Source organism: Klebsiella sp. MBT K-1, assembly GCF_002556465.1.
GTDB classification, from domain to species: Bacteria; Pseudomonadota; Gammaproteobacteria; order Enterobacterales; family Enterobacteriaceae; genus Klebsiella; species Klebsiella grimontii.
The window spans coordinates 87,853-112,922 of the sequence record NZ_PDEL01000002.1; the positions used below are offsets into that span (position 1 = coordinate 87,853).

A 25,070-nucleotide genomic window follows, 5' to 3' on the forward strand; every position below is an offset into this window, starting at 1 on the left:
GCGTTAAGCGGAAACCCGGTCGAGAAACAGGGTGGCGGCAAGCAGGTCCGCCGCGCCACCCGGCGAGGCGTTCTGCGCCAGCATCTGCGCATCAAGGCGCGCCAGCGCGGCCCGACCCTGAGCGGTCGCGCATCCTCCTGCCACCAGTACCTCGCCAGCGCCTTGTTGCATTGCGATAAGGCCCGCCATTCCGGCGCGGGAGAGCACGCAGGTATCGCTAAGCGAGGTCATAATCGCCATCAGCGCGTCAAGACGGGCCTGCTCCTCGCTGGCCCCCTCGGCCCGGCTGCGCAAGAGCTGCGGCAGCGCCAGGGTGGTGATGTGCGGAAAAGCGCGCTGCGCTTCTTCCCGCGCGCCCGGAACCTGCCAGCGGCGGCTGGCGCGCAGGCCTTTACTAAAGGTCTTCGGCGCGCCGGCGTCCGGCAGACGGGCGAGGGCGGCGGCGGTTTCCGTAATCTTCTGTGCATGACTTTCTCCCCCCAGCATCGCCGTCGCGCTCACCAGCAGGCCCAGCGCCCAGATAGCGCCGCGGTGGGTATTGACCCCCGAGGTCGCCTGCATCATCTGCGCTTCGCCTTCGCGGCCCAGACGGCCGATGGTTTCGCGCAGGGCGATGTCCGCTGGCCGCCGCCAGCTCTGCTGTGCCAGCGCATGAAACGTTGGCTGCAGGGTACGGGCGGAGCGCTCCATCAGCGCCAGGTTCAGGTCCTGATGCGCGCCGTTGCCGCGACTGTCGACCAGACCCGGTTTGGGGCTGAGTCGCGCTTCGTCAACCAGGCAGGCGCTGGCGGTCTGGGCCAGCCAGCGGGCGCGGGTTTCGGCAATTTGGGGAGAGAGTTTTTTCATTACCAGCTCCGGAATTTTGCCGGTGGGTTGTAAAGCCCGTCGGACCACTCAACCAGGTCGGCTACGCTGCCGGCGGCGAGCAGGGAGCGGGTGGCGTCGCTGCGGCGGATACCGATATCTTCCGGATAGACGACTTTACCGCTTTGGCGCAGTTCGGCCACGCGTTTGGCGTCCACGCCGAGGCCGATGTCGGTGATCCCCGCTACCGCTGCGACCATTGCCCGGCGCTCTTCGAGACTTTCCGCGCGGTAGAGGTAAGCGATACCTTCTTCGGTCAGCACGTGGGTGACGTCATCGCCGTAAATCATTACCGGCGCCAGCGGCATGCCGGAGGTTTTGGCCACCTCAACGGCGTCGAGTTTTTCCACGAAGGTCGGCTTCACGCCCGCCTGGAAGGTTTCCACCATCTGCACGACCAGCTTTTTACCGCGCTGCATCGGGTCCGGTTCGGTAATCATGTTGAGCCATGCCGGGGTGGCGTGGCGGCGACCGTGCGGGTCGTGGCCCATATTCGGCGCGCCGCCGAAGCCGGAAAGACGACCACGGGTGACGGTAGAGGAGTTGGCATAGCCATCCACCTGGAGGGTTGAGCCGATAAACATATCCACCGCATACTGCCCCGCCAGCTGGCAGAACGCGCGGTTGGAACGCATGGAGCCGTCGGCGCCGGTAAAGAAGATATCCGGGCGCGCGCGAATGTACTCTTCCATCCCCAGTTCGCCGCCGAAGCAGTGCACGCTCTCGACCCAACCGCTTTCAATGGCCGGAATAAGGGTCGGATGCGGGTTCAGCGTCCAGTGTTTACAGATTTTGCCCTTCAGGCCGAGCTGTTCGCCGTAGGTCGGTAGCAGCAGTTCGATGGCGGCGGTGTTGAAGCCGATCCCGTGGTTGAGGGATTGCACCTGATGCTCGGCGTAGATGCCTTTAATCGCCATCATCGCCATCAGGATATGTTCCTGCTTAATCAGGCGCGGGTCGCGGGTAAACAGCGGCTCGATAAAAAACGGTTTATCGGCGACAACGATATAGTCAATCCACGAACCGGGGATATCCACGCGCGGCAGATCGCACTCGTCATCAACCAGTTCGTTGACCTGCGCAATGACGATGCCGTCGTGGAACGCGGCGGCTTCCACCAGCGCCGGAGTGTCTTCGGTGCTCGGCCCGGTGTAGAGGTTGCCCTTGCGGTCGGCTTTATAACCGGCGATCAGCGCGACGTTCGGCGACAGGTCGACGTACAGACGAGAGTAAAGCTCGATATAGGTGTGAATCGCGCCGATTTCCAGCAGGCCATCTTCCAGCAGCTGCGAAATGCGCAGACTTTGGGTGCCGGAGAAGGAGAAATCGAGCTTGCGGGCGATGCCTTTTTCGAAAAGGTCCAGGTGCTCGCTGCGCCCGACGCTCGGCATAATCATATGCAGGTCGTGAATTTTTTGCGGGTTAACCTCCGCCAGCATCCGTGAGAGGAAATCTGCCTGTTTCTGGTTGTTGCCTTCCAGTACCACCCGGTCGCCGGGGGCCAGCAGATGTTCCAGTACGGCAACCAGCTGGTCAGTGGGGATCACTTTGCCCGAGATTTTCGCCTCGGCCAGTCGCCGCTGTTTTTCCGTACGGCGACGGTTCCAGACTCGCCCCGTCGTTTGTTCGGCATTCATTATTAACCTCCTGATTCGACAAATCGTTTTGATTGCCCTGGTGTGGGAGTAAGTGTGCGTCCCGAGGTGGCGGGCATCAATTAAGGCCGATGGCGAATCGTTAGCGTAAGAGTAATGATTGGCGGGGCAGAGATGTGATGACGATCAATAATGATTGCGAATGATTGGTCTACGAGTGGGGGACGTACCGGGTTGAGGCATTGACGCGGCTTCCCGGCTCGCACTGCGTTTAGCCGGGCTACAGGTTAAAGGTCGTCTGCGGGCCGGTAGCCGGGACAGATGCGCCAGCATCGCCTCCGGGGGAACTGCGAGCAATCTCGTTAGTTTTTACTTAAATCACTCAGCAGGAAGGCGATGCTTTGCCCGGCCACCGTCTGTTCGAGGGCGATTTTGACAATAATCGTCAGCGGTACCGAGAGCAGCATCCCCACCGGCCCCAGCAGCCAGCCCCAGAAAATCAATGACAGGAAGACCACCAGCGTCGATAGCCCCAGCCCGCGGCCCATAATGCGCGGTTCAAGGATATTGCCGAACACCAGGTTTATCGCCAGATAGCCCGCCAGCACCACCAGCGCTTCGTACAGACCGCCAAATACCAGCACCTGCAAAATCGGCGGGATGGCCGCGAGAACCGAACCGATATTGGGAATGTAGTTGAGCGCAAAAGCCAGCAGTCCCCACATAAAGGCAAATCGGACGTCCAGCAGCACCAGCATTCCCCAGACCACCAGCCCGGTCACCAGGCTGATGGCGGTTTTGAGCACCAGATAGTGAGAGACGCTATCCAGCGCGCGCTGAATCGCGCCCATTCCCTCCACCGGCCGCGACATCAGCTGCTGCAGCTTCGCGGGAAGCTGCGGTACTTCCAGCAGCATAAACACCACCGTCAGCAGCAGCAGGAAGATAGAGGACATCGCGTTGGAAAGCTGGGTAAGCAGCCCGGTTACCAGGGTCATCACCGCGTTGGGGTCTATATATTTATTCAGTTCCACCACCGACACGGTAAAGCCGAAGCGCTGCAGCCACGGCGCGACGGTCTGCATCGGTTCATAGAGATAGTTGCGATACTGCGGCAGGGTGCGCGCAAGCTCGTTAAGCGAGGTGCCGAGCGAGGCCAGCAGCACCACGGCCAGCAGGACAATCACCCCGACCAGGAGCGAAATCGCCAGTACCCGCGGCACCCGGCAGCGCACCATCAGCTGAACCAGCGGGTTAATCACCACCGCCAGAAAGATCGCCAGCACAAAAGGCACGATAATATCCGCCGCGAAGCGGATGCCTGTAAGGATGATAACCAGCATGCCGAGCATGATGACTATTTTTAAGCCGTTAAGCGTGATGATGGGTTTGGCCATACCGCTCCCTGCGCGAGAAAAAATGGGGTCTAATAGGAGTCATTGTAGACGTTGGCAAAGTCGGCGTCTCAACGCGTCGCCTCAGTTAAAATGAAAAAAACCGACCCATTAATAAATAATGACTGGAACGATATCATAATGGCGTTTGCTATCGGAAAAAACTAATCCAAATCAAATAGCAGAGGTAAAGAACTGCAAAGTCTTTGAGTTAAATGTAGTGTTATGGTACAAATCTGCGTGTGTATAACTACAGAGGACAATTTTCATCCGCAAATGATGAGAAGCAATACCGCGGATAATTGTAATTTTATGGACAATCAGTTCAGGATGTATATTTCGCTTCACCCTGCAGTCTCCCACTCCAACTCCCGCTTCCTCGGCGAGCAGCACTGGCGCTCGGCGCTTTAGTCTTCTTCTCTCTGCCTGAGCTGGCGCGCTGCGCACGGCTAAAATAACGTCAGAATTTTTCCGGTTTACTTCGCTGTAAGCCGTAATGGATTATATTCTCAAGCAGGAGAAGGGATCATGTTTTATTGGATTTTATTAGCTTTAGCAATCGTTGCTGAAATTACCGGCACTTTGTCGATGAAATGGGCAAGCGTAAGCGGCGGCCACACTGGTTTTATTTTAATGCTGGTGATGATTGCGCTTTCCTATATTTTCCTGGCTTTCGCCGTGAAAAAAATCGCCCTCGGCGTGGCCTATGCCCTATGGGAAGGGATCGGCATTTTACTGATCACGATTTTCAGCGTTCTGCTGTTTGATGAAACGCTGTCGACGATAAAAATTGCCGGTCTGGTCACCCTGGTCGCCGGGATTGTATTGATTAAATCGGGAACGCAGAAAACGGTGAAACCGGGCAAGGAGAAAACTCATGCAACAGTTTGAGTGGGTCCATGCCGCCTGGCTGGCGCTGGCTATCGCGCTGGAAATTATGGCCAACGTTTTTCTTAAGTTTTCCGACGGTTTTCGACGTAAGTTCTTTGGCCTTATGTCGCTGGCGGCGGTTCTTGGCGCCTTCAGCGCGCTTTCGCAGGCGGTCAAAGGGATTGACCTGTCGGTGGCCTATGCGCTGTGGGGCGGTTTCGGCATCGCGGCGACCATTGCCGCCGGCTGGGTGCTGTTTGGCCAGCGTCTGAATCATAAAGGCTGGGCCGGCCTGCTCCTGCTGGTGGTCGGCATGGTGTTAATTAAACTCGCCTGATATGATGCCGCCTGTGGATGCGGGCGGCAAATTCTGCTCTCTGTATTACTCTTAAAAAAGAGCCAGTTCGGCGTATTTCGCTACCGGCCGACATGAGGGCAGAACATGATCCATTTGCCAGGCTGGCGCAATATTCCCTCCGCCAGAACGCTTTCCATCATGATTGTCCTCGCCGGGATTGGCTTAATCGTGTCCATTATTTCGCTCCTCTACCTCAGCCAGCACCTGATCGGCCTGAAAGCAAACGAAATTGATAAGCATCGTTCCGTGCTATCGGTGGATGGCGCGGTGCAAACCTCGGTGAATCGCGTGCTGTCGCTGGTGATGGATAACGCTATCTGGGACGATGCGGTGCATCAGACCTATACCGACCGGCTCGATCCGCAATGGCTCTATAACTCCTGGGGCTCCGGCTTTAAGATCAATAACCTTTATGACGGCACTTTCGTGCTCGACCAGCACTATCGCGTGCTGTGGGGATCGTTTCGCAGTGAGAGCTTTACCGAACAGGATACCCAATTTCTCGGCAACGGTTTTCATTCGCTCATCTCGCAGCATGCCGCCGCCCTACGCAGCGGCAAAAGCGCTTATGCCGGCATCACCCGAACCCGCGCCGGTATCGCCTTTATTGCCATTGGCCTGATTCGCCCGACGACAGGACGGCTGCAGGTTTATGATGATACGCGTCGCTATCTGGTGATCAGCCGTCATATTAACCCGCAAATGCTTGAGCGGCTGGGCGATACGTTTCAGATCCGCAACCTCCACGTCACGCCAGGCGGCGGCGAATACAGTATCCCGCTCCGCACCCAGTCCGGGGAAATCGTTGGCTATCTGAGCTGGCAGCCGGGACTTCCCGGCGCTGAAGCCGCGCGGGCGGCATCAAACAATATTCGGCTGATCGCCGTCGTGGCAGCGGGGCTGATCCTGCTGTTTATTCTCTTCAGCTGCCTCGGGCTTTACAAGCTGGCGCGCGGCGAAAAGCTGGCGCGCAATATTGCCATGACCGACTGGCTGAGCCGCTTGCCAAACCGGCGGGCGCTGATCGAACGTCTTAATCAGGTATGCGAAAACGCGCAGTACCAGACGCAAAGCGTGGTGTTTATCGATCTCGACGGCTTTAAGGATGTTAACGATAACTACGGCCACGATGTAGGCGATGCGTTGATTATTCATATTGCTAAAGAGCTTCGGCAGCGCGTGCCTCCCGAAGGGATGCTGGCGCGAATGGGCGGCGACGAGTTTGCGATGACCGTAAGCGGCGAACAGGCGGTAAATCAGGCGTTGGCCTTTGCCTGGGCGGTGCTGGAACTGTTAAAAGCCCCCGTTATCCTCAACGAACGAAAAATTTATATCAGCGCCAGCATCGGCATCGCCAGCGGCGTCCCGGCGAGCTGTTCCAGCACCGAGCTTTTTCGCCGCGCCGATATTGCCATGTACCACTCGAAAAAAACCGGTAAAGGGCGCACCACCTGGTATGACGAAGCGCTCAGCGACGCGCGGCAGTATCAGCTGAATATCGAAAACGGCATCCGCCAGGGGCTGGAGAACGAAGAGTTTGATGTCTGGTACCAGCCGATAGTCAACGCCGATACGCTGGTTATGGAGGGCGTGGAAGCGCTGCTGCGCTGGCCGCGACGTCCGCAGGGGGCGCTGCCGCCGGACACGTTTATCGGTATTGCCGAAAGTAGCGGTTTGATCTACGCGCTTGGTCAGTTTGTTCTGCAACGCGCCTGTAGCGAGCTGCAGCCTTTAGACGATTTGCTGCTGTCGGTGAATATCTCTCCGGCGCAGTTCCGCGACCCGGAGTTTGAGTCGCGGGTGGTGCAGGTGCTGGGCCGCTGCCATTTCCCGGCCCGTCGGTTACAGCTTGAGGTTACGGAGAGCTACGTTCTGGAGAATCCCGAGCGTGCGCGGGCGGCGATTGAAAATTTAAGGTCGCTGGGGATCGCGGTGGCGCTCGATGATTTTGGCACCGGCTACTCCAGCATCGGCTATTTACGCAGCTTTAGCTTCGACAGTCTCAAAATCGATAAATCACTGGCCGGGCTGGTGGATGTGGATACCCAGGCGGCGGAGCTGGTGCGCGGTACCGTGCGCATTGCCGGGGCGTTGGGGATTACGGTTGTGGCGGAAGGCGTTGAAAATCAGCAACAGCTGGCGCTGCTGCGACGGGCGGGATGCGACAAATTGCAGGGCTTCTTCTTCAGCGAGCCGATGCCCGTCGCATCGTTATTGCAGCTGCGCCAGCAGCAAGGCTGACCGCTTACTGGGCGGCCAGCGCCTCAAGCTTATCGCGAAAGCCGGTCACCGAGATGGCGCGGTTGTCCGCCCGCCAGCGATCTTTTGCCCCCGGCGCCGAACTCTGTACCGCGATCACCTGCCAGCCGTCGTCGGTTTTCAGCAGCAGCGGCGAGCCGCTATCGCCGGGTAGCGTATCGCATTGATGGGAGAGCACCGATGTTTGCGCCCAGCCGGTGACCACGCAATCTTCGTGGGTGTAGAGATTATCCAGATGATCTTCCGGATAGCCTGACTGAGTCACTTTTCGTTCTGCGGTCTTGAGCGCCGCGGTCAGATCGGCTTTGCTGCCGCTAAAAATCGGCACCGGCGTAATACCGGAAGGGGCGTAGCGCAGCACGATCAGGCCAAAATCCCACGGCGCCGCGGCGCTGGGAACTATCCAGCCATCGCCGTCGGCCTTAAGCCGTTTGCCCAGCGAAGGGTCCACGCGGCCTTCAATACCGTGAATTTCGTACACCCAGCCACCTTTGCGCGAGATAAAGCGCAGCGCGACGGGTTTATCCGGCTTGCCTTTGGGCGGCGTCAGCAGGCAGTGACCGGCGGTGAGCGCCAGGTTGGGGGCGATCAGCGTCGCGGTACAGAGATTACCGCTGGCGGTTTCCAGTTGCCCAATCGCATCCCAGGGATCGTCCGTGGGGTTGCTGACCGGTTTTCGGTCGTCATGACCAAAAAACAGCGTCTTAATATCTTTTGCACTCATGCCATCATCATCGGCCTGGACCAGCGCTGGAAACAGGGAAATGGAACACAGTAATAACAGGACGTCTCTACGCATATCACTCTCTGGGGAGATAATTATGTCTATTGAAAGTAGCAGCAGATTTAAGTTTATGAAAGTTAAGAATAATTTTAATTAAGCCAGACGGCGGGCGGAATCAGCTAAAATCGCCAGTCGCTTACGGATGAATGGTGTGAATTCAATATGTTAACACCATTTTCCTGCGGCGTTATTTCCGCAGAAAAGGGCAACGGAAGCAACAGAAATCGTGTATCCGAACGTACAACCAGCGGGTAGCGATAAAATGATTCCCGCTTCAGCTTTTTCTCAAGTCCCTAATGACTAAACAGCGCCAATATTGCGGGAAAAAAGAGATTTCTTTGCAGGATAAGCGCACTTCTTTACCTGTTTATCAATTACTTTCAAAGCGAAACATTTTCTCACCGTAAACGTTGTTATTGCTACCACCTTGTTGAGCAAACAGAGATGTTATCCCGGCGATGATATCTGCAATATCAAACACCCGATATACGGGAGGATTTATGTCTAAGCAAGGTATTCGCGCATTAGTTTACGTTTCGCTGGTGTCAGCAATGATTTGGGGCGCCACGGGCTATCTGCTGGTGACGGCGGTTCACGTACTGTAATCCGGGGCCGCGCCCTGGCGGATAACGTCAGCGGGGAGCGGACCGGGAATATGCTGGTTTAAAAAACGCTGCAATAGGGCGATCGGCTGCGGGCTGAGCGTATTTTTCGGCCAGACAAAATAGTAGCCTTCGCCGGTGGCTATCGCGGTAGAGAAGGGCAAGGCCAGCAGTCCCGCGCGGATCGCGGGCAGATTAGGCAATCCCAAAGATATTCTCTTTTTTGCCGCTTTTTTTCCGCAGCTTATTCATCTCACCAACAGTTTCGGCTGCAGTCTGGGGATATTGACGGCGGTGTGGGTGCCGATCGATCTGAGCGTGCTTTCGCTTTTCATTCTGGCGGTTCGTCGTTGGTTAACGGCGCGTTGCGCCAAACGCTTGACGAGGGTCTCGGCTCTTTTTCTGCTGCTTCTGGCGATCTATGGGTTGGGATATAACGTGTGGCAGCTACATCTTTAGTAAAGGAAAAAACGGCTGGCGACCAGCGCGCAGATAATCAGCAGGATCAGGATGAGCTCAAAACGATAGCGCCGCAGCATGGTGCTCTCCAGAAAAAAACGGCGCTGAAGACAGCGCCGATATCGTATCACACAACTTAACCCGGGAGATTAAGCAGCCGGTTGTGCAGCTGGTTTAGCGGTATGATGTTTAGTGGTTTTGTGGTGTTTTTTAGCTGCCTGCGCTTTCTGAGCTACAGGTTTAGCAGCGGCTTTTTTGTGTTTCTTAGCGGCCTGGGCTTTCTGGGCGGCAGCCGGTTTAGCTTCCGCTTTTTTGTGCTTTTTAGCTGCCTGGGCTTTCTGGGTTACAGCAGGTTTAGCTGCGGCTTTTTTGTGCTTTTTAGCCGCCTGCGCTTTCTGCTCAGCAGCCGGTTTGGCAGCGGCGGTATGGTGTTTCTTATGGTGGGTCGCTTTAGCGGTGGTGCTGTGAGTTGCAGCAGCCGGCGCCGGAGTTGTGGTGGTGGCAGCATCGGCAGCGAAAGCAACAGAAGACAGACCCATAGCAGCGGCAACGACCAGAGCTAATACTTTTTTCATTCTGATATCCTCGAAAAGGTTTCTTGTTTCAACCCCACTGCGGGGCCGTTGAAAGAACTATATGCTTGTCTTATCGAGGTTTCCGTGAGTGTTTGGTATCGGCGTGTAACCGTATGTACAACGTGCTGCGGCCAAGGTGGAACACGGCGTCGGGAGCGGGGCCCGACGCCGGTGATTTACAGATAACGCGAGGTAAGGTGCTGGCGGAAATAGGCGCTGTTAAGGTCTTCTCCGGTAGCATGCTGAATCAGCTGCGAGGTGGTAAAACGGCTACCGTGCTGCCAGATATTTTGCCGCAGCCAGTCAAACAGGGCGCTGAAGTTACCGTTGGCGATATCGCTTTCCAGCTGCGGTAGCGCCCGTCTGGCGGAAGCCATCAGCTGAGCGGCGTACATCGCGCCAAGCGTATAGGAAGGGAAATAGCCAAAACCGCCGTCGGTCCAGTGGATATCCTGCATACAGCCGTCGCGGTAGTTGCCGGTGGTGGAAAGTCCCAGCCAGTGCTGCATTTTTTCGTCCCACAGCGCCGGAATATCATCGACCTCGATGTCGCCATCAATCAGCGCGCGTTCAATTTCATAGCGCAGAATGACGTGTGCCGGATAGCTCACCTCATCCGCGTCGACGCGGATAAAGCCCGGCTTGACGCGCTGATTCCAGGCGATGAAGTTTTCGCGGCTAAAGGCCGGCTGTTCGCCAAAGTACTGGCGTACCGTTGGCAGCAGGCGCTGCAGAAAGGCGTCGCTGCGGCCAAGCTGCATCTCGAAAAACAGGCTTTGCGACTCATGGATCGCCGTAGAACGGGCGAGGGCGATGGGTTGATCGAGCCAGTTACGCGGCAGATTTTGTTCATAGCGCGCGTGGCCGGTTTCGTGAATCACGCCAAACAGCGCGCTGAGCAGGTCGTTTTCGTTGTAGCGCGTGGTGATACGCACATCCTCGGGGACGCCGCCGCAGAATGGGTGGGCGCTGATATCCAGGCGTCCGCCGTCAAAATCAAATCCTAGCACGCGCATCGCTTCCAGTCCCAGCTCGCGCTGGTCGGTAATCGGAAACGGCCCCTGAGGTTCGATGAGCGGCGTCTGTGCCTGCTTCTCAACCGCTTTTTCCAGCAGCGAAGGAAGCCAGGATTTCAGGTCCGCGAACAGCACGTCCAGACGGGCGCTGGTCATATCCGGTTCAAAAATATCCAGCAGAGCGTCATAGCGGGAGCCGCCTTTCGCCGCCGCGCGAATCTGCGCCTCCTCGCGGCTCAGTTTGACGACTTCACGCAGGTTCTCGGCAAAACCCTGCCAGTCGTTCGCCGGACGCTGGCTGCGCCAGGCGTGCTCGCAGCGGCTACCCGCCAGCGATTTCGCTTCCACCAGGCTTTCCGGCAGCAGCGCCGCCTGTTGGTACTGGCGAGTCATTTCGCGCAGGTTGGCCTGTTCCACATCATTTAGCTCTTCCTGAAGCGCGTTCTGTAGCCATTCACCCACTTTCTTGTCGGTGAGGATCTGATGCTGCAAAACGCCGAGCTCGGCGAGCGCCGCGCCGCGGGCCGCGCTGCCGCCGGGCGGCATCATGGCGAACATATCCCAGCCGGCGATGGCCGAGAGATGCGAGAAGCGGGAGAGTCGCTGAAAGGTGCGGGTAAGCTGATGATAATTTTTGTTTTCGGTCATGTTTACACTCTGAAGGTGGCAAGTGAACAAAAGAGGTTTTCGTTGGCCTCTACACTATCGTGATACGCCGATGGGGTCGAGGGATGCGGGGCCTTCCGCCACAAATCTCCTGAGGCAATCGGACATCGCCGCCCGCATCGGCTCGCCGGCCATTAGCATAATGTAGGGATTAATCGATTGCGTATTTTATGTTTGGCTCGAAATAATCCGGATGTGCGTAAAGTAACAGACGCTTTCTCTGAACCGCGGCTAAACTTAATGCAGGCACAGCCCGCCTATGCGAGGTGGATTATGAATCCGTTTACCTGGCTGTTTATTGCTCTGCTTTCTATCGATGCCGTTAGAGAGGTGTTAGGAATGTCGTCGGTACTGGGGATGTGGTGAATAGCGTGGCCCGCGACAGGCCACGTTAACCCGCGTTATTTCAGCCGTTTATGCAAACACGCGCCGGTGAGCAGCGCCGCCAGCAGCATCAGCGCGATAAACCCGCCGACGCCGTTCCAACCGTAGTGATGCCAGAACACGCCGCCTAACGTCCCCGCCATGCTGGAACCCAGATAGTAGCTAAACAAATAGAGCGATGACGCCTGACCGCGGGCGCGACGGGCGCGCGGGCCGATCCAACTGCTGGCTACCGAGTGTGCCGCGAAGAAGCCCGCGGAGAACAGCAGCATGCCGATAAAAATTAGCCATAGCGACGAGAACAGGGTCAGCAGCAGGCCGCCGAGCATTACCGCCGTGGAGAACAGCAGTACCGGGCCGCGACCGTAGCGAACGGTCATCGCCCCGGCTTTCGGCGAACTCCAGGTTCCGGTCAAATAGGCCACCGACAGCAGGCCAACCACCGCTTGGCTGAGCGACCACGGCGAGAGCATCAGACGATAGCCGATATAGTTAAACAGCGTTACGAATGCCCCCATTAATAAGAAACCTTCAAGAAACAGCAGCGGCAGTCCGCGATCGCGCCAGTGCAGGCGGAAGTTGATCAGCAGCGATTTTGGCCGCAGCGACGTTGGACGGAAGTGGCGCGACGCCGGCAGGATGCGCCAGAACATCAGCGCGGCTGCGAGGGCGAAGCCGCTAATGACCGCCAGCGCGATACGCCAGCCGAAGAAATCGGTGAATACCCCGGTCAGCAGACGGCCGCTCATGCCGCCAATCGAGTTTCCGCTGATATACAGCCCCATTGAGAACGCCACGACGCTGGGGTGGATCTCTTCGCTCAGATAGGTCATGCCGACCGCCGCCACGCCGCTCAACGACAGGCCGATCAGGGCGCGCATAATCAGGATCCCATGCCAGCTGGACATCATCGTCGACAGCAGGGAGCAGCAGGAAGCCAGCACCAGCGCGGTCACCATCACCTGTTTGCGGCCGATGGCGTCGGATAGCGGACCGGTAAACAGCAGGCCGACCGCCAGCATCGCCGTGGAAATCGACAGCGAGATACTGCTGCTGGCCGGCGAGACGCCGAATTCGCTGGAGAGCACCGGCAGAATCGGCTGAACACAATAGAGCAGCGCAAAGGTCGCCAGTCCGGCGGAAAAGAGGGCGAGGGTGACGCGAATAAATTGCGGGGTACCGCGTTTGATAAACTGGTTTGGCTGAGGAGCGATAATGTCGCTGACGTCGTTTGCCGGGACGGTGTCAGCGGTAGTTGTACGACTCACGGAAAAATCCTTGGTGATAAACAGAGAGTTGAGCGACCGCAATGGCCACTTATTCAGAGTAGGAAAATGTAAATATTCTGTCTAATATATTAATAATCTCAAATAAGACGTTTTAGATATGAATATTGAACTACGTCATCTGCGCTATTTTATTGCCGTGGCGGAAGAGCTCCATTTTGGCCACGCGGCGGCGCGGTTAAATATCTCTCAGCCGCCGCTTAGCCAGCAGATTCAAATCCTTGAGCAGCAAATTGGCGCACGTCTGTTTGCCCGGACGAACCGCAGCGTCAGCCTGACGGAAGCCGGGAGGCAGTTTCTCGCCGATAGCCGGCAGATCCTCTCCCAGGTGGACGATGCCGCCGCGCGGGCAGCCCGTCTTCATCACGGCGAAACCGGCGAACTGCGCATTGGTTTTACCTCCTCGGCCCCCTTTATTAAGGCGGTATCGGACACGCTATCGACCTTCCGACGCCGCTATCCCGATGTGCATATTCAGACGCGGGAAACCAACACGCGCGAGCAGATTGTGCCGCTGAACGAGGGGGCGCTGGATCTGGGGCTGATGCGTAATACCCAACTGCCGGAAACCCTGGTCTGGGAAAGAGTGCTGCGCGAACCGCTGCTGGCGATGGTGCCGCGCGATCATCCGCTGGCGAGCCAGCCGCGCGTCAGCCTGCGGGAACTGGCGCGGGAGCCGTTTGTGTTTTTCGATCCCCATGTCGGTACCGGGCTGTATGACGATATTCTCGGCCTGCTGCGCCGCTACGATCTGACGCCAACGATCGCCCAGGAAGTGGGGGAAGCGATGACGATTATCGGCCTGGTTGCCGCCGGGCTTGGGGTGTCGATTTTGCCGGCGTCGTTCAGACGGGTTCAGCTATCGGAAATGTGCTGGCTGCCCATCGAAGAGCAGGATGCGGTATCGGAAATGTGGCTGGTGTGGTCGAAACATCGTGAACAGGGGCAGGCGGCCCGGCGTTTTCGCGAATCGCTGCTTGCCAGCGCCACGTGAGTTATTTAGGACAAATAACGGCTAAAAATGTGCGGTAAATCACAAGGCTAAGCAAAAATTTGACGATTACCGTTGAAGTGCTTCACCATAGCCGTCAGTTTATTTCGAAGCGCGAAAATAAAGGGAGTCAACGGTGGTAGCGGACAGTCAGCCAGGCCATATCGATCAAATTAAGCAGACCAACGCGGGCGCGGTTTATCGCCTCATTGATCAGCTTGGCCCGGTGTCGCGCATCGACCTCTCGCGCTTCGCGCAGCTGGCGCCTGCCAGCATCACCAAGATCGTCCGTGAAATGCTGGAAGCGCATCTGGTCCAGGAGACGGAAATCCAGGAGCCGGGTAGCCGGGGAAGGCCTGCCGTTGGCCTAATGGTGGAAACAGAAGCCTGGCACTATCTCTCTATCCGCATCAGCCGCGGCGAGCTCCACCTCGCGCTGCGGGATTTAAGCAGCGCGCTGGTGGTGGAAGAGCAGCTTGAACTGGCGTTACAGCACGTTCAGCCTTTTGCGACCCGGCTACTCGATCATGTTGACCAGTTCTTTATTCGTCACCAAAAGAAGCTGGAGCGATTAACCGCCATCGCCGTCACCATGCCGGGGATCATCGACACCGAGCACGGTATCATCCACCGGATGCCTTTTTATGAAGACGTTAAGGATATGCCGCTGGGCGAGATCTTAGCCAACCATACCGGCGTATCGGTCTATATTCAGCACGATATCAGCGCCTGGACCATGGCCGAATCGCTGTTTGGCGCCTCGAGAGGCGCGCGGGATGTCATTCAGGTGGTGATAGACCATAACGTCGGCGCGGGGGTGATCACCGACGGCCGTCTATTGCACGCGGGCAGCAGTAGCCTGGTCGAGATCGGCCACACCCAGGTCGACCCGTATGGGAAACGCTGCTATTGCGGCAACCATGGCTGTCTGGAAACGATCGCCAGCGTGGAGAGCGTGCTGGAGCTGGCGCAGATCCGCATGGCGAAGTCGATGAGCTCGATGCTGCACCAGCAGCCGCTGAGCGTTGAATGGCTATGTCAGGCCGCGCTGCAGGGGGATTTGCTGGCGCGGGACATTATCAGCGGCGTCGGGAACCACGTCGGGCGGATTCTGGCGATTATGGTTAACCTTTTTAACCCGCAAAAAATTCTTATCGGCTCCCCCTTCAACCTGGCCGCGGATATTCTGTTTCCGGCAATATCTGATTGTATTCGACAACAATCGTTACCAGCCTATAGCCGACATATTGCCGTGGAAAGCACCCAGTTTTCTAACCGGGGAACGATGGCTGGCGCGGCCCTGGTTAAGGATGCCCTCTATAACGGATCGTTGCTGATACGACTGTTACAGGGTTAACATTTTTTCATATTCACACCAAAAATTGCGCTATCTCAAGCTGGCTTCCGGCGGCATCGCGTAGACTTTTTCCACAGTTGATTATTTCTCTCCCGTATATTTCATCAACATAACTGTGGGGTTAGTGATGTTTAAGCGTTTCTTCATAACAGGTACTGACACTGCCGTCGGCAAGACGGTGGTTTCCCGTGCGCTGTTGCAGGCACTGGCTGCCTGCGGCAAAAGCGTCGCCGGATACAAGCCTGTGGCGAAGGGCAGTAAAGAGACGCCGGACGGACTGCGGAACAAAGATGCGCTGGTCTTACAGAGCGTGTCATCGCTGGTGTTACCGTATGAAGCTGTCAATCCCATCGCGTTAAGCGAAGATGAAAGCAGCGTGGCGCACAGTTGCCCGATCAACTACGGCCTGCTGTCGGATGGCCTCCTGCGCCTCAGCGGCCAGGTTGAGCATGTAGTGGTTGAAGGTACCGGCGGCTGGCGCAGCCTGATGAACGACCTGCGTCCGCTTTCGGAATGGGTAGTGCAGGAACAGCTGCCGGTGCTCATGGTGGTGGGGATTCAGGAAGGCTGTATCAACCACGCCCTGCTGACCGCGCAGGCGATTGCTAACGACGGCCTGCCGCTTATCGGCTGGGTGGCCAACCGCATTAATCCGGGCCTGGCGCATTATGCTGAAATCATCGACGTGCTGAGCAAAAAGTTGCCGGCCCCGCTTATCGGTGAACTGCCTTACTTGCCGCGCGCGGAACAGCGCGAACTAAGCCAGTATATCGACTTATCGATGCTCGGCGAGATGATGGCGGTAGATAGAATCTCGGCGTAGCGTCCGCGATAGCACCGATGCCAGCACGCTGGCAATCAGTAAACCGGGCAGTAAAACGTACTGTCCGGTCATTTCACAAATCATCAGCGTTGACATAATCGGCGCATGGGTGGTGGCCGCCAGAAACGCCGCCATACCGGTTAAGCCAATCACTATTGCGATCGCCTGGCCATCAGGCAGCCACAGCCCGGTCAGGCTGGCGAACAGCATACCGATCCCCAGCCCAATAAATAGCGTTGGCGTAAATACGCCGCCCGGCGCCCCGGAGCCGCTGCTGGCGAGTACCGCAAGCAGCTTGCAGACAAACACCGTAAGTATTGCGCTGAACAGCGGCGGCGACAGGAGATAGCTCTGGACAACGCTATAGCCATTCCCCCAGACGGCTGGCGCGATCAGCGACAGCAGCCCGACAATGAGACCGCCCAGCGCCAGCTGCCAGGGGGGCGACAGGCGCAGCCGGACAAAGCAGCCATGGCTATAGCCCATCAGCCAGATAAACAGCGGCCCGCAAAGCCCGGCCAGCAGAGCCGTCGCCAGCATCAGCGCATAGTGCGTCGCGCGCAGGGTTTCGTGCAATTCAACGTGATACAGCGGGGCCGAACCGCCGTTCAGCAGATTGGTCAGCAGCAGGGCGACCACCGCGGCAATCACGACCGGGCCTAGCGACGCCAGCATCAGGGTGCCGAATAAGATCTCGGCGATAAACAGGCTTCCGGCCAGCGGAGCGTGGTAGGCGCTGGCCATCCCGGCGGCGGCGCCGCAGGCTACCCACAGCTTCCACTCGTCTTTGGGCGTAAAGCAGCGGGCGAACAGCGACGCGGCCAGCGCGGCCAGCAGGATCATCGCTCCCTCGCGGCCTATGGCGCTGCCGGTGGTCACCACCAGCAGGGAAGCCAGCGATTTTACCAGGCTGGCGGGCGTATCAAACACGCCGTCGCCGGTCTCGAGGGCTTCCATATAGTCGGTTGGCGCATGGGGTCGTGCACTGGTGCGCCGCTGCCAGAGCCAGAGCAGGGCGCCAGCCGCAAAACCGCCGAGCGCGGGCGTCAATAACCGACGCCATCCGGCCATCGACTCGGCGGCGTTGACCAGGCTTCCGCTGTCATTGCTCAGAAACAGGCTTTCCAGACCGGCCATCGCGTGGCGAAACAGGGCAACCGCGAGCGCGGCGAAGACGCCGACCAGCATGGCAATCAGCAGGCGGCGAAACATAACCTGAATATCAGGATAAGCGTGAAGACGATGCATCAGCGAATACGATTAGCGGGGGACATGGCTTATTTTTACCGGGTATAAGCATAGACGCAAAAGCGATAAGTGCGAAAACGGCAGAAAGTGACGTTGTCACCGATAGGCTATGCCCGCCGGGCGGGCATAGCGTCAGGGGTTAACGGTAGAGCGGTTTATCGGCGACCGCGCAGGGGAGCTGCGCCTGCCAGCGCGCCAGCGTCTCTTGCGCCAGCTGGCCCAGAGCCTGATAAAAAGGATTTTCCGCCCCGGCGATAAACACGCTCAGAAAGCGCCCCGACCACGGGAGAAGATGCCAGGCCAGCAGCTGGTTAAATGCCTCATCCTGAGCGGATTCACAAAGCCAGGCCGCCAGCAGAAGCAGCGTCCCGAAGTGGTCTTCCGGCTCGGCTCGGCGCTCAGACAGGCTGATGCCGGTTGCCCGCATCCACTCGCGCAGCGCCAGCGTCGAGTCGCCGAACAGCACGCTTTCTTTGTCCAGCCAGACGGAGCCCCACGGCGGCGCGGGCAGCGCCCACGGGCCGATAAACAGCCGCTGCCAGGCTTCCGCCAGCGGTTCATCGCTTGCGATAGCGAACTGTGCCGCCAGGCCGTCCGCGACCGGCCAGGGCCACTGACTCTGCCAGCTGCCGTCGCGCAGGGCCGCGATTAGCGGAGCCACCTGCTCGCTATCCGGAGCAAAAGAAAACAGCGCGCCCAGCGTACGGGCGCTGAGTGCGACGGCGTCGCGGTCTTGCGCTTGCATCATACCTATTCCTTAACAGCAGAGGGTGCCGCGGCACCCGTTGATTAACCAGCAATCGCCGTACCGACGGTCATATGTAGGCCATAAAACAGGCCGCGACCGATAAACTCGCCGAGTAATACCAGGATCAGTCCGAGCAGCAGGCTGGCGATGCGCGGGTTTTTCTTTCTTGCCAGCGGGCAGATCCAGCAGCCAAGGCCCAGCGTCAAAAATACTAAACGCAGGATTTGTAGCCAGCCGTAGTTTGGCAGCAGGGCGCTGGCCTGCTGCACGGAGCTGCGGATCTCCGCCAGTTCGCTGTTCTGCAAAATGACTACCGCCAGGCTTGCCAGCAGCGCAAGGACGCTCATCGACGCGAAGACGGTGCCGTTAAAAGGCACGTTGGCTACCCGCAGCAGCAGGGCGGCGAAAAGCGGCCCGCACAGCACCATCGTCAGAAAGAAGGCGGCGGTGGTGTAGGCATTATACCAGGTCGGCACGGTATCAATTTGATAGACCAGGGTCATCTCAAGGACGAACAGGCAGCCGAGCAGCATGGTGAGCAGGAGCCAGGCTTTGGCCAGCATATTCGGCATTTTGCCGAGTATCGTCAGCAGCCACCAGAAACCCCCCACGGCGAAAAACAGCGCGCCGCTGGCAATTTCGTTACTTAACGCCGATGCGCCTACCCGGTTAAGCGAGTTAAACGCCCGCAGCGGCGAGCCGAGGTGGATGATTGACGCCAGAAAGCCAATCCCCATCACCAGCCAGATAAAAAACATACCGCGTACCAGGCGCTGGCGGGCTTCGGAGTTGTTATTCAGCGAAAGCCAGCCCAGCCCGCTGACGATAATCGCCCCTGCAACGCTTTGCCCCAGCACCGTAAACAGCACCAGCGGCCATTCATGCCATCCATTTCCCACGTTACACCTCCTTCGGGTTGGCCAGATAGCCGGTGGTATCACCCGTCGGACGGCTGTTGGCGTTAGGTTTAATCACAATGCTCGGTTTAGTGAAGTGCGCGGACGGCAGCGGCGCGACGGCGGCAAGCTGGCCGTGCTTTTCGCGCAGCTCTTCGATGGGGCCAAAGTCGAGCGCCCGCAGCGGGCAGGATTCGACGCAAATCGGCTTTTTATCGTCAGCAACCCGGTCGTAGCAGCCGTCGCATTTGGTCATGTGGCCTTTCGCCGCGTTGTACTGCGGCGCGCCGTACGGGCAGGCCATATGGCAGTAGCGACAGCCGATGCATACCTCTTCGTTCACCACCACAAAGCCATCATCGCGCTTATGCATGGCGCCGCTGGGGCACACTTTAGTACAGGCCGGGTCTTCGCAGTGGTTGCAGGCAATGGAAAGGTAATAGGCGAAAACGTTTTGATTCCACACGCCGTTATCTTCCTGCCAGTCGCCGCCCGCGTATTCGTAAATGCGGCGAAAGCTGACGTCAGGCGTTAAGTTTTTATAATCCTTACAGGCCAGCTCGCAGGTCTTACAGCCGGTGCAGCGGGCGGAATCGATAAAAAATCCATACTGAGCGCTCATGGTTTACTCCTTAAACCTTCTCGATTTCGACCAGATTGGTGTGCTGGGGATTGCCTTTCGCCAGCGGCGAAGGACGATGCGTCGTGAGAGTATTGATACAGGAGCCGCGATCGATGCGATCGCCGTTCATATTGGCGTCATGCCAGGCGCCCTGGCCCATCGCCGATACGCCGGGCATGATGCGCGGGGTCACCTTAGCCGGAATGCGCAGTTCGCCGCGGGCGTTGAATACGCGTACCATATCGCCATTTTTAATCCCGCGCTTCTCGGCATCCAGCGGGTTAAGCCATACCTCCTGGCGGCAGGCGGCCTGTAACACATCGATGTTGCCGTAGCTGGAGTGGGTGCGCGCCTTATAGTGGAAGCCGAACATTTGCAGCGGGAATTTCTCGCGCAGCGGGTCGTCCCAGCCTTCGAAAGTCGACGCGTATACCGGTAATGGACTGATGGTTTCGTCCTTTTCCAACTGCCATTTGCCAGCGATATCCGCCAGACGGCTGGAGTAGATCTCGATTTTACCCGATGGGGTTTTTAGCGGGTTGGCGACAGGGTCTTTGCGGAAGTCGCGATAGGCGACAAAGTGGCCGTTGGGGTCTTTACGCTTATAAATCCCCATCTTTTTCAGTTCGTCGTAGCTCGGTAGCGCCGGGTCTTTCGCCAGCATTTTCGCGTACAGATGCTGCAGCCACTGCTCCTGGGTACGGCCTTCGGTAAACTTCTGGTGGATATCATCGCCAAGGCGCTTTGCGACTTCGCTGAGGATCCAGTAGATCGGCTTGCGCTCGAATTTGGCGGAGGTGACCGGCTGAATAAAGATGAGATAGCCCATATTGCCGGCGTAGTCGTTGGGAATAATATCTTCCTGCTCGACGGTCATCAGGTCCGGCAGCAGAATATCGGCGTATTTGGCCGATGAGGTCATAAAGTTGTCGATAACCACGATCGTTTCGCACTTGCTTTCATCCTGCAGGATATCGTGGGTTTTATTGATATCAGAGTGCTGGTTGATGATGGTGTTGCCGGCGTAGTTCCAGATGAATTTAATCGGCACGTCCAGCTTCTCTTTGCCGCGCACGCCGTCGCGGGTTGCGGTCATTTCTGCGCCGCGATCGATGGCGTCGGTCCAACTGAAGCAGGAGATCTGCGTTTTCACCGGGTTTTCCGGCAGCGGCATGCGTTCGATGGTAATGGTGTAAGTTGACTCGCGCGCGCCGCTGTTGCCGCCGTTAATCCCCACGTTACCGGTCAAAATAGGCAGCATGGCGATCGCCCGGGAGGTCAGTTCGCCATTAGCCTGACGCTGCGGTCCCCACCCCTGGCAGATGTAGGCCGGTTTTGCGGCGCCAATTTCGCGCGCAAGCTTAATGATGCGACCGCCGGAATGCCGGTGATGCGTGACGCCCACTGGGGCGTTTTGGCGGTAGCATCGTCGCCCTGGCCGAGAATATACGCTTTGTAGTGTCCGTTGGCCGGGGCCCCTTCCGGCAGCGTTTTCTCGTCGTAGCCGACGCAGTAGGTATCAAGGAACGCCTGGTCGACCAGGTTTTCGTCGATCAAAACCCAGGCGATACCGGCCACCAGCGCCGCATCCGTACCCGGACGAATCGGGATCCATTCGTCCTCGCGCCCGGCGGCGGTGTCGGTATAGCGCGGATCGATAACGATCATCCGCGCATTAGAGCGCTCGCGCGCCTGTTCGAGATAGTAGGTGATCCCGCCGCCGCTCATGCGCGTTTCCGCCGGGTTATTGCCGAACATCACCACCAGTTTGCTGTTTTCAATATCGGAGGTGCTGTTGCCGTCATTGCTGCCGTAGGTATAGGGCATCGCGCAGGAAATCTGCGCCGTACTATAGGTACCGTAGTGGCTTAAAAAACCGCCGTAGCAGTTCATCAGACGCGCCACCAGCGAGGCGTAAGGGGAGGAGCGGGTGATATTGCCGCCGACAATCCCGGAAGAGTAGTTAATGTAGACCGCTTCGTTGCCGTATTTTGCCACCACGTTTTTCAGGCTGGCGGCGATGGCGTCCAGCGCCTCGTCCCAGCTGATACGTTCGAACTTGCCTTCCCCGCGTTTGCCGACGCGTTTCATCGGGTAGTTGAGGCGGTCGGGGTGGTTAATACGACGACGAATAGAACGCCCGCGCAGGCAGGCGCGCACCTGGTGATCGCCATAGCTGTCCGTGCCGGTATTGTCGGTTTCGACCCAGACCACTTCGTCATCGCGAACGTGTGAACGCAGCGCGCAGCGGCTGCCGCAGTTGACCGAACAGGCGCCCCAGACGATCCGTTCCTCGCCGTGGGTCGCTTCTTGTACAGCGGCGGCGGCGCGGCGCAGGCTGAAAGGCAGGGATAAACCGCCAGCCGCGAGAGCCAGCGAGCCGAGGGCGGATGATTTAATTAGCGTTCGACGGCTAAGGCCGCCGGTATGTTCCTGGTTAGACATAGCTCACTCCATGATTTTGTTATAATGGCGTAATGCCAACGCCTGCGTAAGGTCGGCGTGGAGAGTGAGGGATCATACTTAAAATGGAGTAGAGAGATCTTATCCCTGGTCAACCGAGGGATAAGACTTCTCCAGTCATGCGGCGAGATTACTGCGCGCCGCTGTCGCGGGTGTAGATGATTTTAAAGGTGTCGTTGGCGCAGTGGCCGACAACCTGCGCGCCGGGCTGATCGGGCTGGTCGTTCGGGACAATGGTCAGGCTGAAGCCCGATTCCGGGACGCCGTTGTTGATGATTTTCTGCTGAATATCGCTTTTTACCCGCTCGCAGGAATCCGGCGCCGCGAAAGCAGCTGTCGAACCCAGTAGCAGAGCCGCACATAGCCAGGGTGATAGTTTCATCATAAACTCCTTATTAACGTTATCCAAAGTTAAGCATAGCAGAAGTGGTGTAAACAATTGTATTTGCTAATATGATTGCACTATGCACAAAAGGAATCGCGCGTGAAAAAACGGTTTTTGCTGCTGTTGGCAGTTGGGGCGCTTAGCGCCTGTGATGAAAAGGGCGCGCCGCAGGCCTTCACCCCGGAAATGGCCAGCTTTTCTAACGAATTTGAGTTCGATCCGCTGCGCGGGCCGGTAAAAGCGTTTAGCCAGACGCTGTATGACGAACATGACCAGGTGGTGAAGTGGGTCAAAGGGCGTTTGTCCAGTGAAGGGTGCTTCGACCTGCTGGCGTTTGAGGATCTGGAGAACAAAACCGGCGCGGCGCTGGTGCTGGACGCGAACTACTACCTGGATGCGCAAAGCCACGAAAAGCGCCTGCGTGTGCAGGGCAAATGCCAGCTGGCGGAAATGCCCTCGGCGGGCGTGTCGTGGGAAACCGATGAGCACGGGTTCGTCGTCACCGCTCGCGGTAAAGAAAGCACCGCGACATACCGCTACGACAGAGAAGGCTACCCGCTGGGCAAAACGACGACCGCCAAAGGGGAACGCTTTACGGTGGCCTCAACGCCATCATCCGATCCGCGCAAAAAAATGGACTACACCGCAGTGAGCACCTTAAATGACCGCACGCTGGGCAACGTCAGCCAGACCTGCGATTACGACCGCCACGACAACCCGGTAAGCTGTGAGCTTCAGGTGGTTGACGACAGCGTGCAGCCTTCGCTAACCCGGCACTACACCATCAAAAGCACCATTGAGTATTATTGAGCCGTAGGTTTCAGCAGCGTCTGGCCCGGCGTTTTATGCTCGGCCAGGTATTGGTGCTGAAACAAGCACATACGGATGGTATTGCGGTATTCGCCGTTAATAAAGAATTCATGAATCAGCTCGCCTTCTACCATAAAGCCGAGCTTGCGGTAGATGTGGATCGCTTTTTCATTTTCTTTATCGACGATGAGGTACAGCTTATACAGGTTGAGCACCATAAAACCGTAGTCCATCGCCAGCTTTGCGGCGCGGGTGGCCAGGCCTTTTCCCTGATAATCAGGCGAGATAATAATCTGAAACTCGGCGCGGCGGTGCACATGGTTGATTTCAACCAGTTCCACCAGTCCGGCCTTTTCACCAGCGCATTCAATGACAAAGCGGCGTTCGCTCTGATCGTGAATGTGTTTGTCGTACAGGTCGGACAGTTCGACAAAGGCTTCATAGGGTTCTTCAAACCAGTAACGCATAACGCTGGCATTGTTGTCGAGCTGGTGGACAAAGCGCAGGTCTTCGCGCTCGAGCGGACGGAGTTTGACGTGAGATGCGTCAGTCATGGAAATACCTGTGAGTGATTGCGGAGCTTTATAGGTTGTGGCGCCCGCGGGCGCCATACATTACGGGGTAATGGTGCGTCCGGTGCGGCGGTCAAGGCAGCGCAGGGTGTTAGGTTCCCAGTAGGCGTTGACGTTCGCGCTCTTCTGGCAGTTATCCTGGGCATCAAAAGCCACGTCGGCTTTATCCCACTCTTTTTCAGCACGGGTGTTGACCTTCTGGCGTAAAGAGCGGGTGTCGTTCCACTGCTCTTTTTCCATTGCGGCCTGCTGGCGGCTCTGGGCGCTGTCGCCGGACTCAATCACCAGCTTGTCGGTTTTGGCAAATGACGAGGCGGTAAAGACCATCGCGCTCAGCGCCAGCAGAGCGGTCAGGCACCAGCGTTTATTCAGTGTTGTGTTCATCACGATTTCCTTTAAGTGATTCCCTCGGACTAAGTTTACTACATCTCCTTTCGACGGCATACCCGACAAAACGGAGTAAACGACGGCCATTATTGCGTAGAATGCGTTAACGCTTGCTCAACTCACGACGCTTTATATGTTAAAAACGACGCTGCTTTTCTTTGCCACCGCGCTGTGCGAAATCATTGGCTGCTATCTTCCCTGGCTATGGTTAAAACGCGGGGCCACGCCGTTACTATTGATTCCGGCCGCCGCTGCGCTGGCGCTTTTTGTCTGGCTACTGAGCCTGCACCCGGAGGCAAGCGGACGGGTGTATGCCGCTTACGGTGGGGTATATGTCTGCACCGCGCTGCTGTGGCTGCGCTTTATCGATGGCGTCAAACTCAGCCACTATGATTGGGCCGGCGCGCTGGTTGCGCTGTGCGGCATGCTGATTATCGTAGCCGGCTGGGGACGCGCATAGACCTTTTTTACTGCATGGCGTCGGGATAGGCGGCGCCAGCACACCCCTGTGCGGTAAGGCATTCGCGTTCACGTTCTCTGTTTATTCCTCCTTTCTGTCCGGCGCGATAGTGTGATCTGTCGCGTCTTTTTCGATTGTTATACTTGTATGGTAGTAGGTCTGATGGTTTAATTTTACCCACTAACCGCATAGAAGT

25 protein-coding genes and 1 pseudogene are annotated in these 25,070 nt (G+C 57.5%); 9 read left to right on the top strand and 17 right to left on the bottom strand.

Annotated features, from left to right (window positions below; all coding sequences use genetic code 11):
• Window positions 1-3 precede the first annotated feature (3 nt).
• From CMQ96_RS02890 to CMQ96_RS02900, 3 genes are all read right to left on the bottom strand, one after another.
• Window positions 4-846, bottom strand: coding sequence for a triphosphoribosyl-dephospho-CoA synthase (locus CMQ96_RS02890; RefSeq protein WP_098065851.1), 843 nt, complete (start codon window positions 844-846; stop codon window positions 4-6).
• The gene (gene mdcA / locus CMQ96_RS02895) at window positions 846-2,501 is read right to left on the bottom strand and encodes a malonate decarboxylase subunit alpha (protein ID WP_004135607.1); all 1,656 of its coding nucleotides are present in this window, start codon (window positions 2,499-2,501) and stop codon (window positions 846-848) included. Before mdcA ends, CMQ96_RS02890 begins: the two co-directional genes overlap by 1 nt.
• A gap of 320 nt (window positions 2,502-2,821) precedes the next feature.
• A complete protein-coding gene (locus CMQ96_RS02900; protein WP_004135610.1) occupies window positions 2,822-3,856 on the bottom strand; it encodes an AI-2E family transporter in 1,035 nt (344 codons plus the stop codon).
• A gap of 525 nt (window positions 3,857-4,381) precedes the next feature.
• Here CMQ96_RS02900 and mdtJ point away from each other — a divergent pair.
• The 3 genes from mdtJ to CMQ96_RS02920 all read left to right on the top strand — a co-directional run bounded on the left by mdtJ (window position 4,382) and on the right by CMQ96_RS02920 (window position 7,322).
• Entirely contained in the window at window positions 4,382-4,744 is a 363-nt protein-coding gene (gene mdtJ / locus CMQ96_RS02910) for a multidrug/spermidine efflux SMR transporter subunit MdtJ (protein ID WP_004135616.1), read from the top strand.
• Window positions 4,731-5,060, top strand: a complete 330-nt coding sequence (mdtI, locus tag CMQ96_RS02915) for a multidrug/spermidine efflux SMR transporter subunit MdtI (RefSeq protein WP_049086380.1) — start codon at window positions 4,731-4,733, stop codon at window positions 5,058-5,060. Before mdtJ ends, mdtI begins: the two co-directional genes overlap by 14 nt.
• A 105-nt stretch (window positions 5,061-5,165) precedes the next feature.
• On the top strand, window positions 5,166-7,322 hold the full coding sequence (locus CMQ96_RS02920) for a bifunctional diguanylate cyclase/phosphodiesterase (protein WP_049088932.1): 2,157 nt from the start codon (window positions 5,166-5,168) through the stop codon (window positions 7,320-7,322).
• A 4-nt stretch (window positions 7,323-7,326) separates the two neighbouring features.
• Here CMQ96_RS02920 and CMQ96_RS02925 read toward each other — a convergent pair whose 3' ends face one another.
• The 5 genes from CMQ96_RS02925 to CMQ96_RS02950 form a co-directional block, all read right to left on the bottom strand.
• A complete protein-coding gene (locus CMQ96_RS02925; RefSeq protein ID WP_004135618.1) occupies window positions 7,327-8,139 on the bottom strand; it encodes a serine protease in 813 nt (270 codons plus the stop codon).
• Between the two features lie 577 nt (window positions 8,140-8,716).
• A complete protein-coding gene (locus CMQ96_RS02930) occupies window positions 8,717-8,935 on the bottom strand; it encodes a hypothetical protein (protein WP_224257058.1) in 219 nt (72 codons plus the stop codon).
• 246 nt (window positions 8,936-9,181) lie between these two features.
• Window positions 9,182-9,316, bottom strand: coding sequence for a hypothetical protein (locus tag CMQ96_RS28805; RefSeq protein ID WP_255256974.1), 135 nt, complete (start codon window positions 9,314-9,316; stop codon window positions 9,182-9,184).
• Window positions 9,317-9,334: 18 nt separating this feature from the next.
• The gene (asr, locus tag CMQ96_RS02945; RefSeq protein WP_004135622.1) at window positions 9,335-9,760 is read right to left on the bottom strand and encodes an acid resistance repetitive basic protein Asr; all 426 of its coding nucleotides are present in this window, start codon (window positions 9,758-9,760) and stop codon (window positions 9,335-9,337) included.
• 176 nt (window positions 9,761-9,936) lie between these two features.
• The gene (locus CMQ96_RS02950) at window positions 9,937-11,424 is read right to left on the bottom strand and encodes a carboxypeptidase M32 (protein ID WP_004135623.1); all 1,488 of its coding nucleotides are present in this window, start codon (window positions 11,422-11,424) and stop codon (window positions 9,937-9,939) included.
• A 291-nt stretch (window positions 11,425-11,715) separates the two neighbouring features.
• Between CMQ96_RS02950 and CMQ96_RS28765 the strand changes: the two genes are divergently transcribed.
• Entirely contained in the window at window positions 11,716-11,808 is a 93-nt protein-coding gene (locus CMQ96_RS28765; protein ID WP_004119695.1) for a hypothetical protein, read from the top strand.
• Between the two features lie 35 nt (window positions 11,809-11,843).
• Here the strand turns inward: CMQ96_RS28765 and CMQ96_RS02955 are convergent, their stop codons facing one another.
• Window positions 11,844-13,094 carry an MFS transporter gene (locus CMQ96_RS02955; protein ID WP_004135626.1) on the bottom strand — a complete coding sequence of 417 codons (1,251 nt, stop codon included), beginning with the start codon at window positions 13,092-13,094 and terminating at the stop codon, window positions 11,844-11,846.
• Window positions 13,095-13,212: 118 nt separating this feature from the next.
• Here CMQ96_RS02955 and CMQ96_RS02960 point away from each other — a divergent pair, with 118 nt between their 5' ends.
• The 3 genes from CMQ96_RS02960 to bioD all read left to right on the top strand — a co-directional run bounded on the left by CMQ96_RS02960 (window position 13,213) and on the right by bioD (window position 16,283).
• Entirely contained in the window at window positions 13,213-14,106 is an 894-nt protein-coding gene (locus tag CMQ96_RS02960) for a LysR family transcriptional regulator (protein ID WP_004135628.1), read from the top strand.
• 133 nt (window positions 14,107-14,239) lie between these two features.
• Window positions 14,240-15,460 carry a sugar metabolism global transcriptional regulator Mlc gene (mlc, locus tag CMQ96_RS02965; protein ID WP_004135633.1) on the top strand — a complete coding sequence of 407 codons (1,221 nt, stop codon included), beginning with the start codon at window positions 14,240-14,242 and terminating at the stop codon, window positions 15,458-15,460.
• Window positions 15,461-15,587: 127 nt separating this feature from the next.
• On the top strand, window positions 15,588-16,283 hold the full coding sequence (bioD, locus tag CMQ96_RS02970; protein WP_024358032.1) for a dethiobiotin synthase: 696 nt from the start codon (window positions 15,588-15,590) through the stop codon (window positions 16,281-16,283).
• On the opposite strand, the gene clcB is transcribed toward bioD, so the two are convergent.
• The 6 genes and pseudogenes from clcB to CMQ96_RS03000 form a co-directional block, all read right to left on the bottom strand.
• On the bottom strand, window positions 16,236-17,531 hold the full coding sequence (gene clcB / locus CMQ96_RS02975; protein WP_024358033.1) for a voltage-gated ClC-type chloride channel ClcB: 1,296 nt from the start codon (window positions 17,529-17,531) through the stop codon (window positions 16,236-16,238). The two genes, bioD and clcB, sit on opposite strands and share 48 nt — an antisense overlap.
• 139 nt (window positions 17,532-17,670) lie before the next feature.
• Window positions 17,671-18,279 carry a Tat proofreading chaperone DmsD gene (gene dmsD, locus CMQ96_RS02980; RefSeq protein ID WP_004135636.1) on the bottom strand — a complete coding sequence of 203 codons (609 nt, stop codon included), beginning with the start codon at window positions 18,277-18,279 and terminating at the stop codon, window positions 17,671-17,673.
• 41 nt (window positions 18,280-18,320) lie between these two features.
• Window positions 18,321-19,178 (bottom strand): DmsC/YnfH family molybdoenzyme membrane anchor subunit, encoded by an 858-nt coding sequence (locus tag CMQ96_RS02985; RefSeq protein ID WP_004135637.1) that lies wholly within the window; start codon window positions 19,176-19,178, stop codon window positions 18,321-18,323.
• A gap of 1 nt (window position 19,179) precedes the next feature.
• The gene (locus CMQ96_RS02990) at window positions 19,180-19,797 is read right to left on the bottom strand and encodes a DMSO/selenate family reductase complex B subunit (protein WP_049103351.1); all 618 of its coding nucleotides are present in this window, start codon (window positions 19,795-19,797) and stop codon (window positions 19,180-19,182) included.
• 10 nt (window positions 19,798-19,807) lie between these two features.
• Window positions 19,808-22,242: pseudogene (gene ynfE, locus CMQ96_RS02995) on the bottom strand (selenate/tellurate reductase subunit YnfE).
• Window positions 22,243-22,390: 148 nt separating this feature from the next.
• Window positions 22,391-22,642, bottom strand: a complete 252-nt coding sequence (locus CMQ96_RS03000) for a DUF1161 domain-containing protein (RefSeq protein ID WP_004119709.1) — start codon at window positions 22,640-22,642, stop codon at window positions 22,391-22,393.
• 102 nt (window positions 22,643-22,744) lie between these two features.
• Here CMQ96_RS03000 and CMQ96_RS03005 point away from each other — a divergent pair, with 102 nt between their 5' ends.
• Entirely contained in the window at window positions 22,745-23,455 is a 711-nt protein-coding gene (locus CMQ96_RS03005) for a YnfC family lipoprotein (protein WP_098065853.1), read from the top strand.
• Here the strand turns inward: CMQ96_RS03005 and speG are convergent.
• Window positions 23,449-24,009: a spermidine N1-acetyltransferase gene (gene speG, locus CMQ96_RS03010; RefSeq protein WP_024358037.1), complete on the bottom strand. Its 561-nt coding sequence runs from the start codon at window positions 24,007-24,009 to the stop codon at window positions 23,449-23,451. The two genes, CMQ96_RS03005 and speG, sit on opposite strands and share 7 nt — an antisense overlap.
• A gap of 60 nt (window positions 24,010-24,069) precedes the next feature.
• Window positions 24,070-24,411, bottom strand: coding sequence for a DUF1283 family protein (locus CMQ96_RS03015; RefSeq protein WP_004135642.1), 342 nt, complete (start codon window positions 24,409-24,411; stop codon window positions 24,070-24,072).
• 136 nt (window positions 24,412-24,547) lie between these two features.
• Here CMQ96_RS03015 and CMQ96_RS03020 point away from each other — a divergent pair, with 136 nt between their 5' ends.
• Complete coding sequence (locus CMQ96_RS03020; protein WP_024358038.1) at window positions 24,548-24,874, top strand: YnfA family protein; 327 nt, start codon at window positions 24,548-24,550, stop codon at window positions 24,872-24,874.
• The last annotated feature ends 196 nt before the right edge of the window (window positions 24,875-25,070 follow it).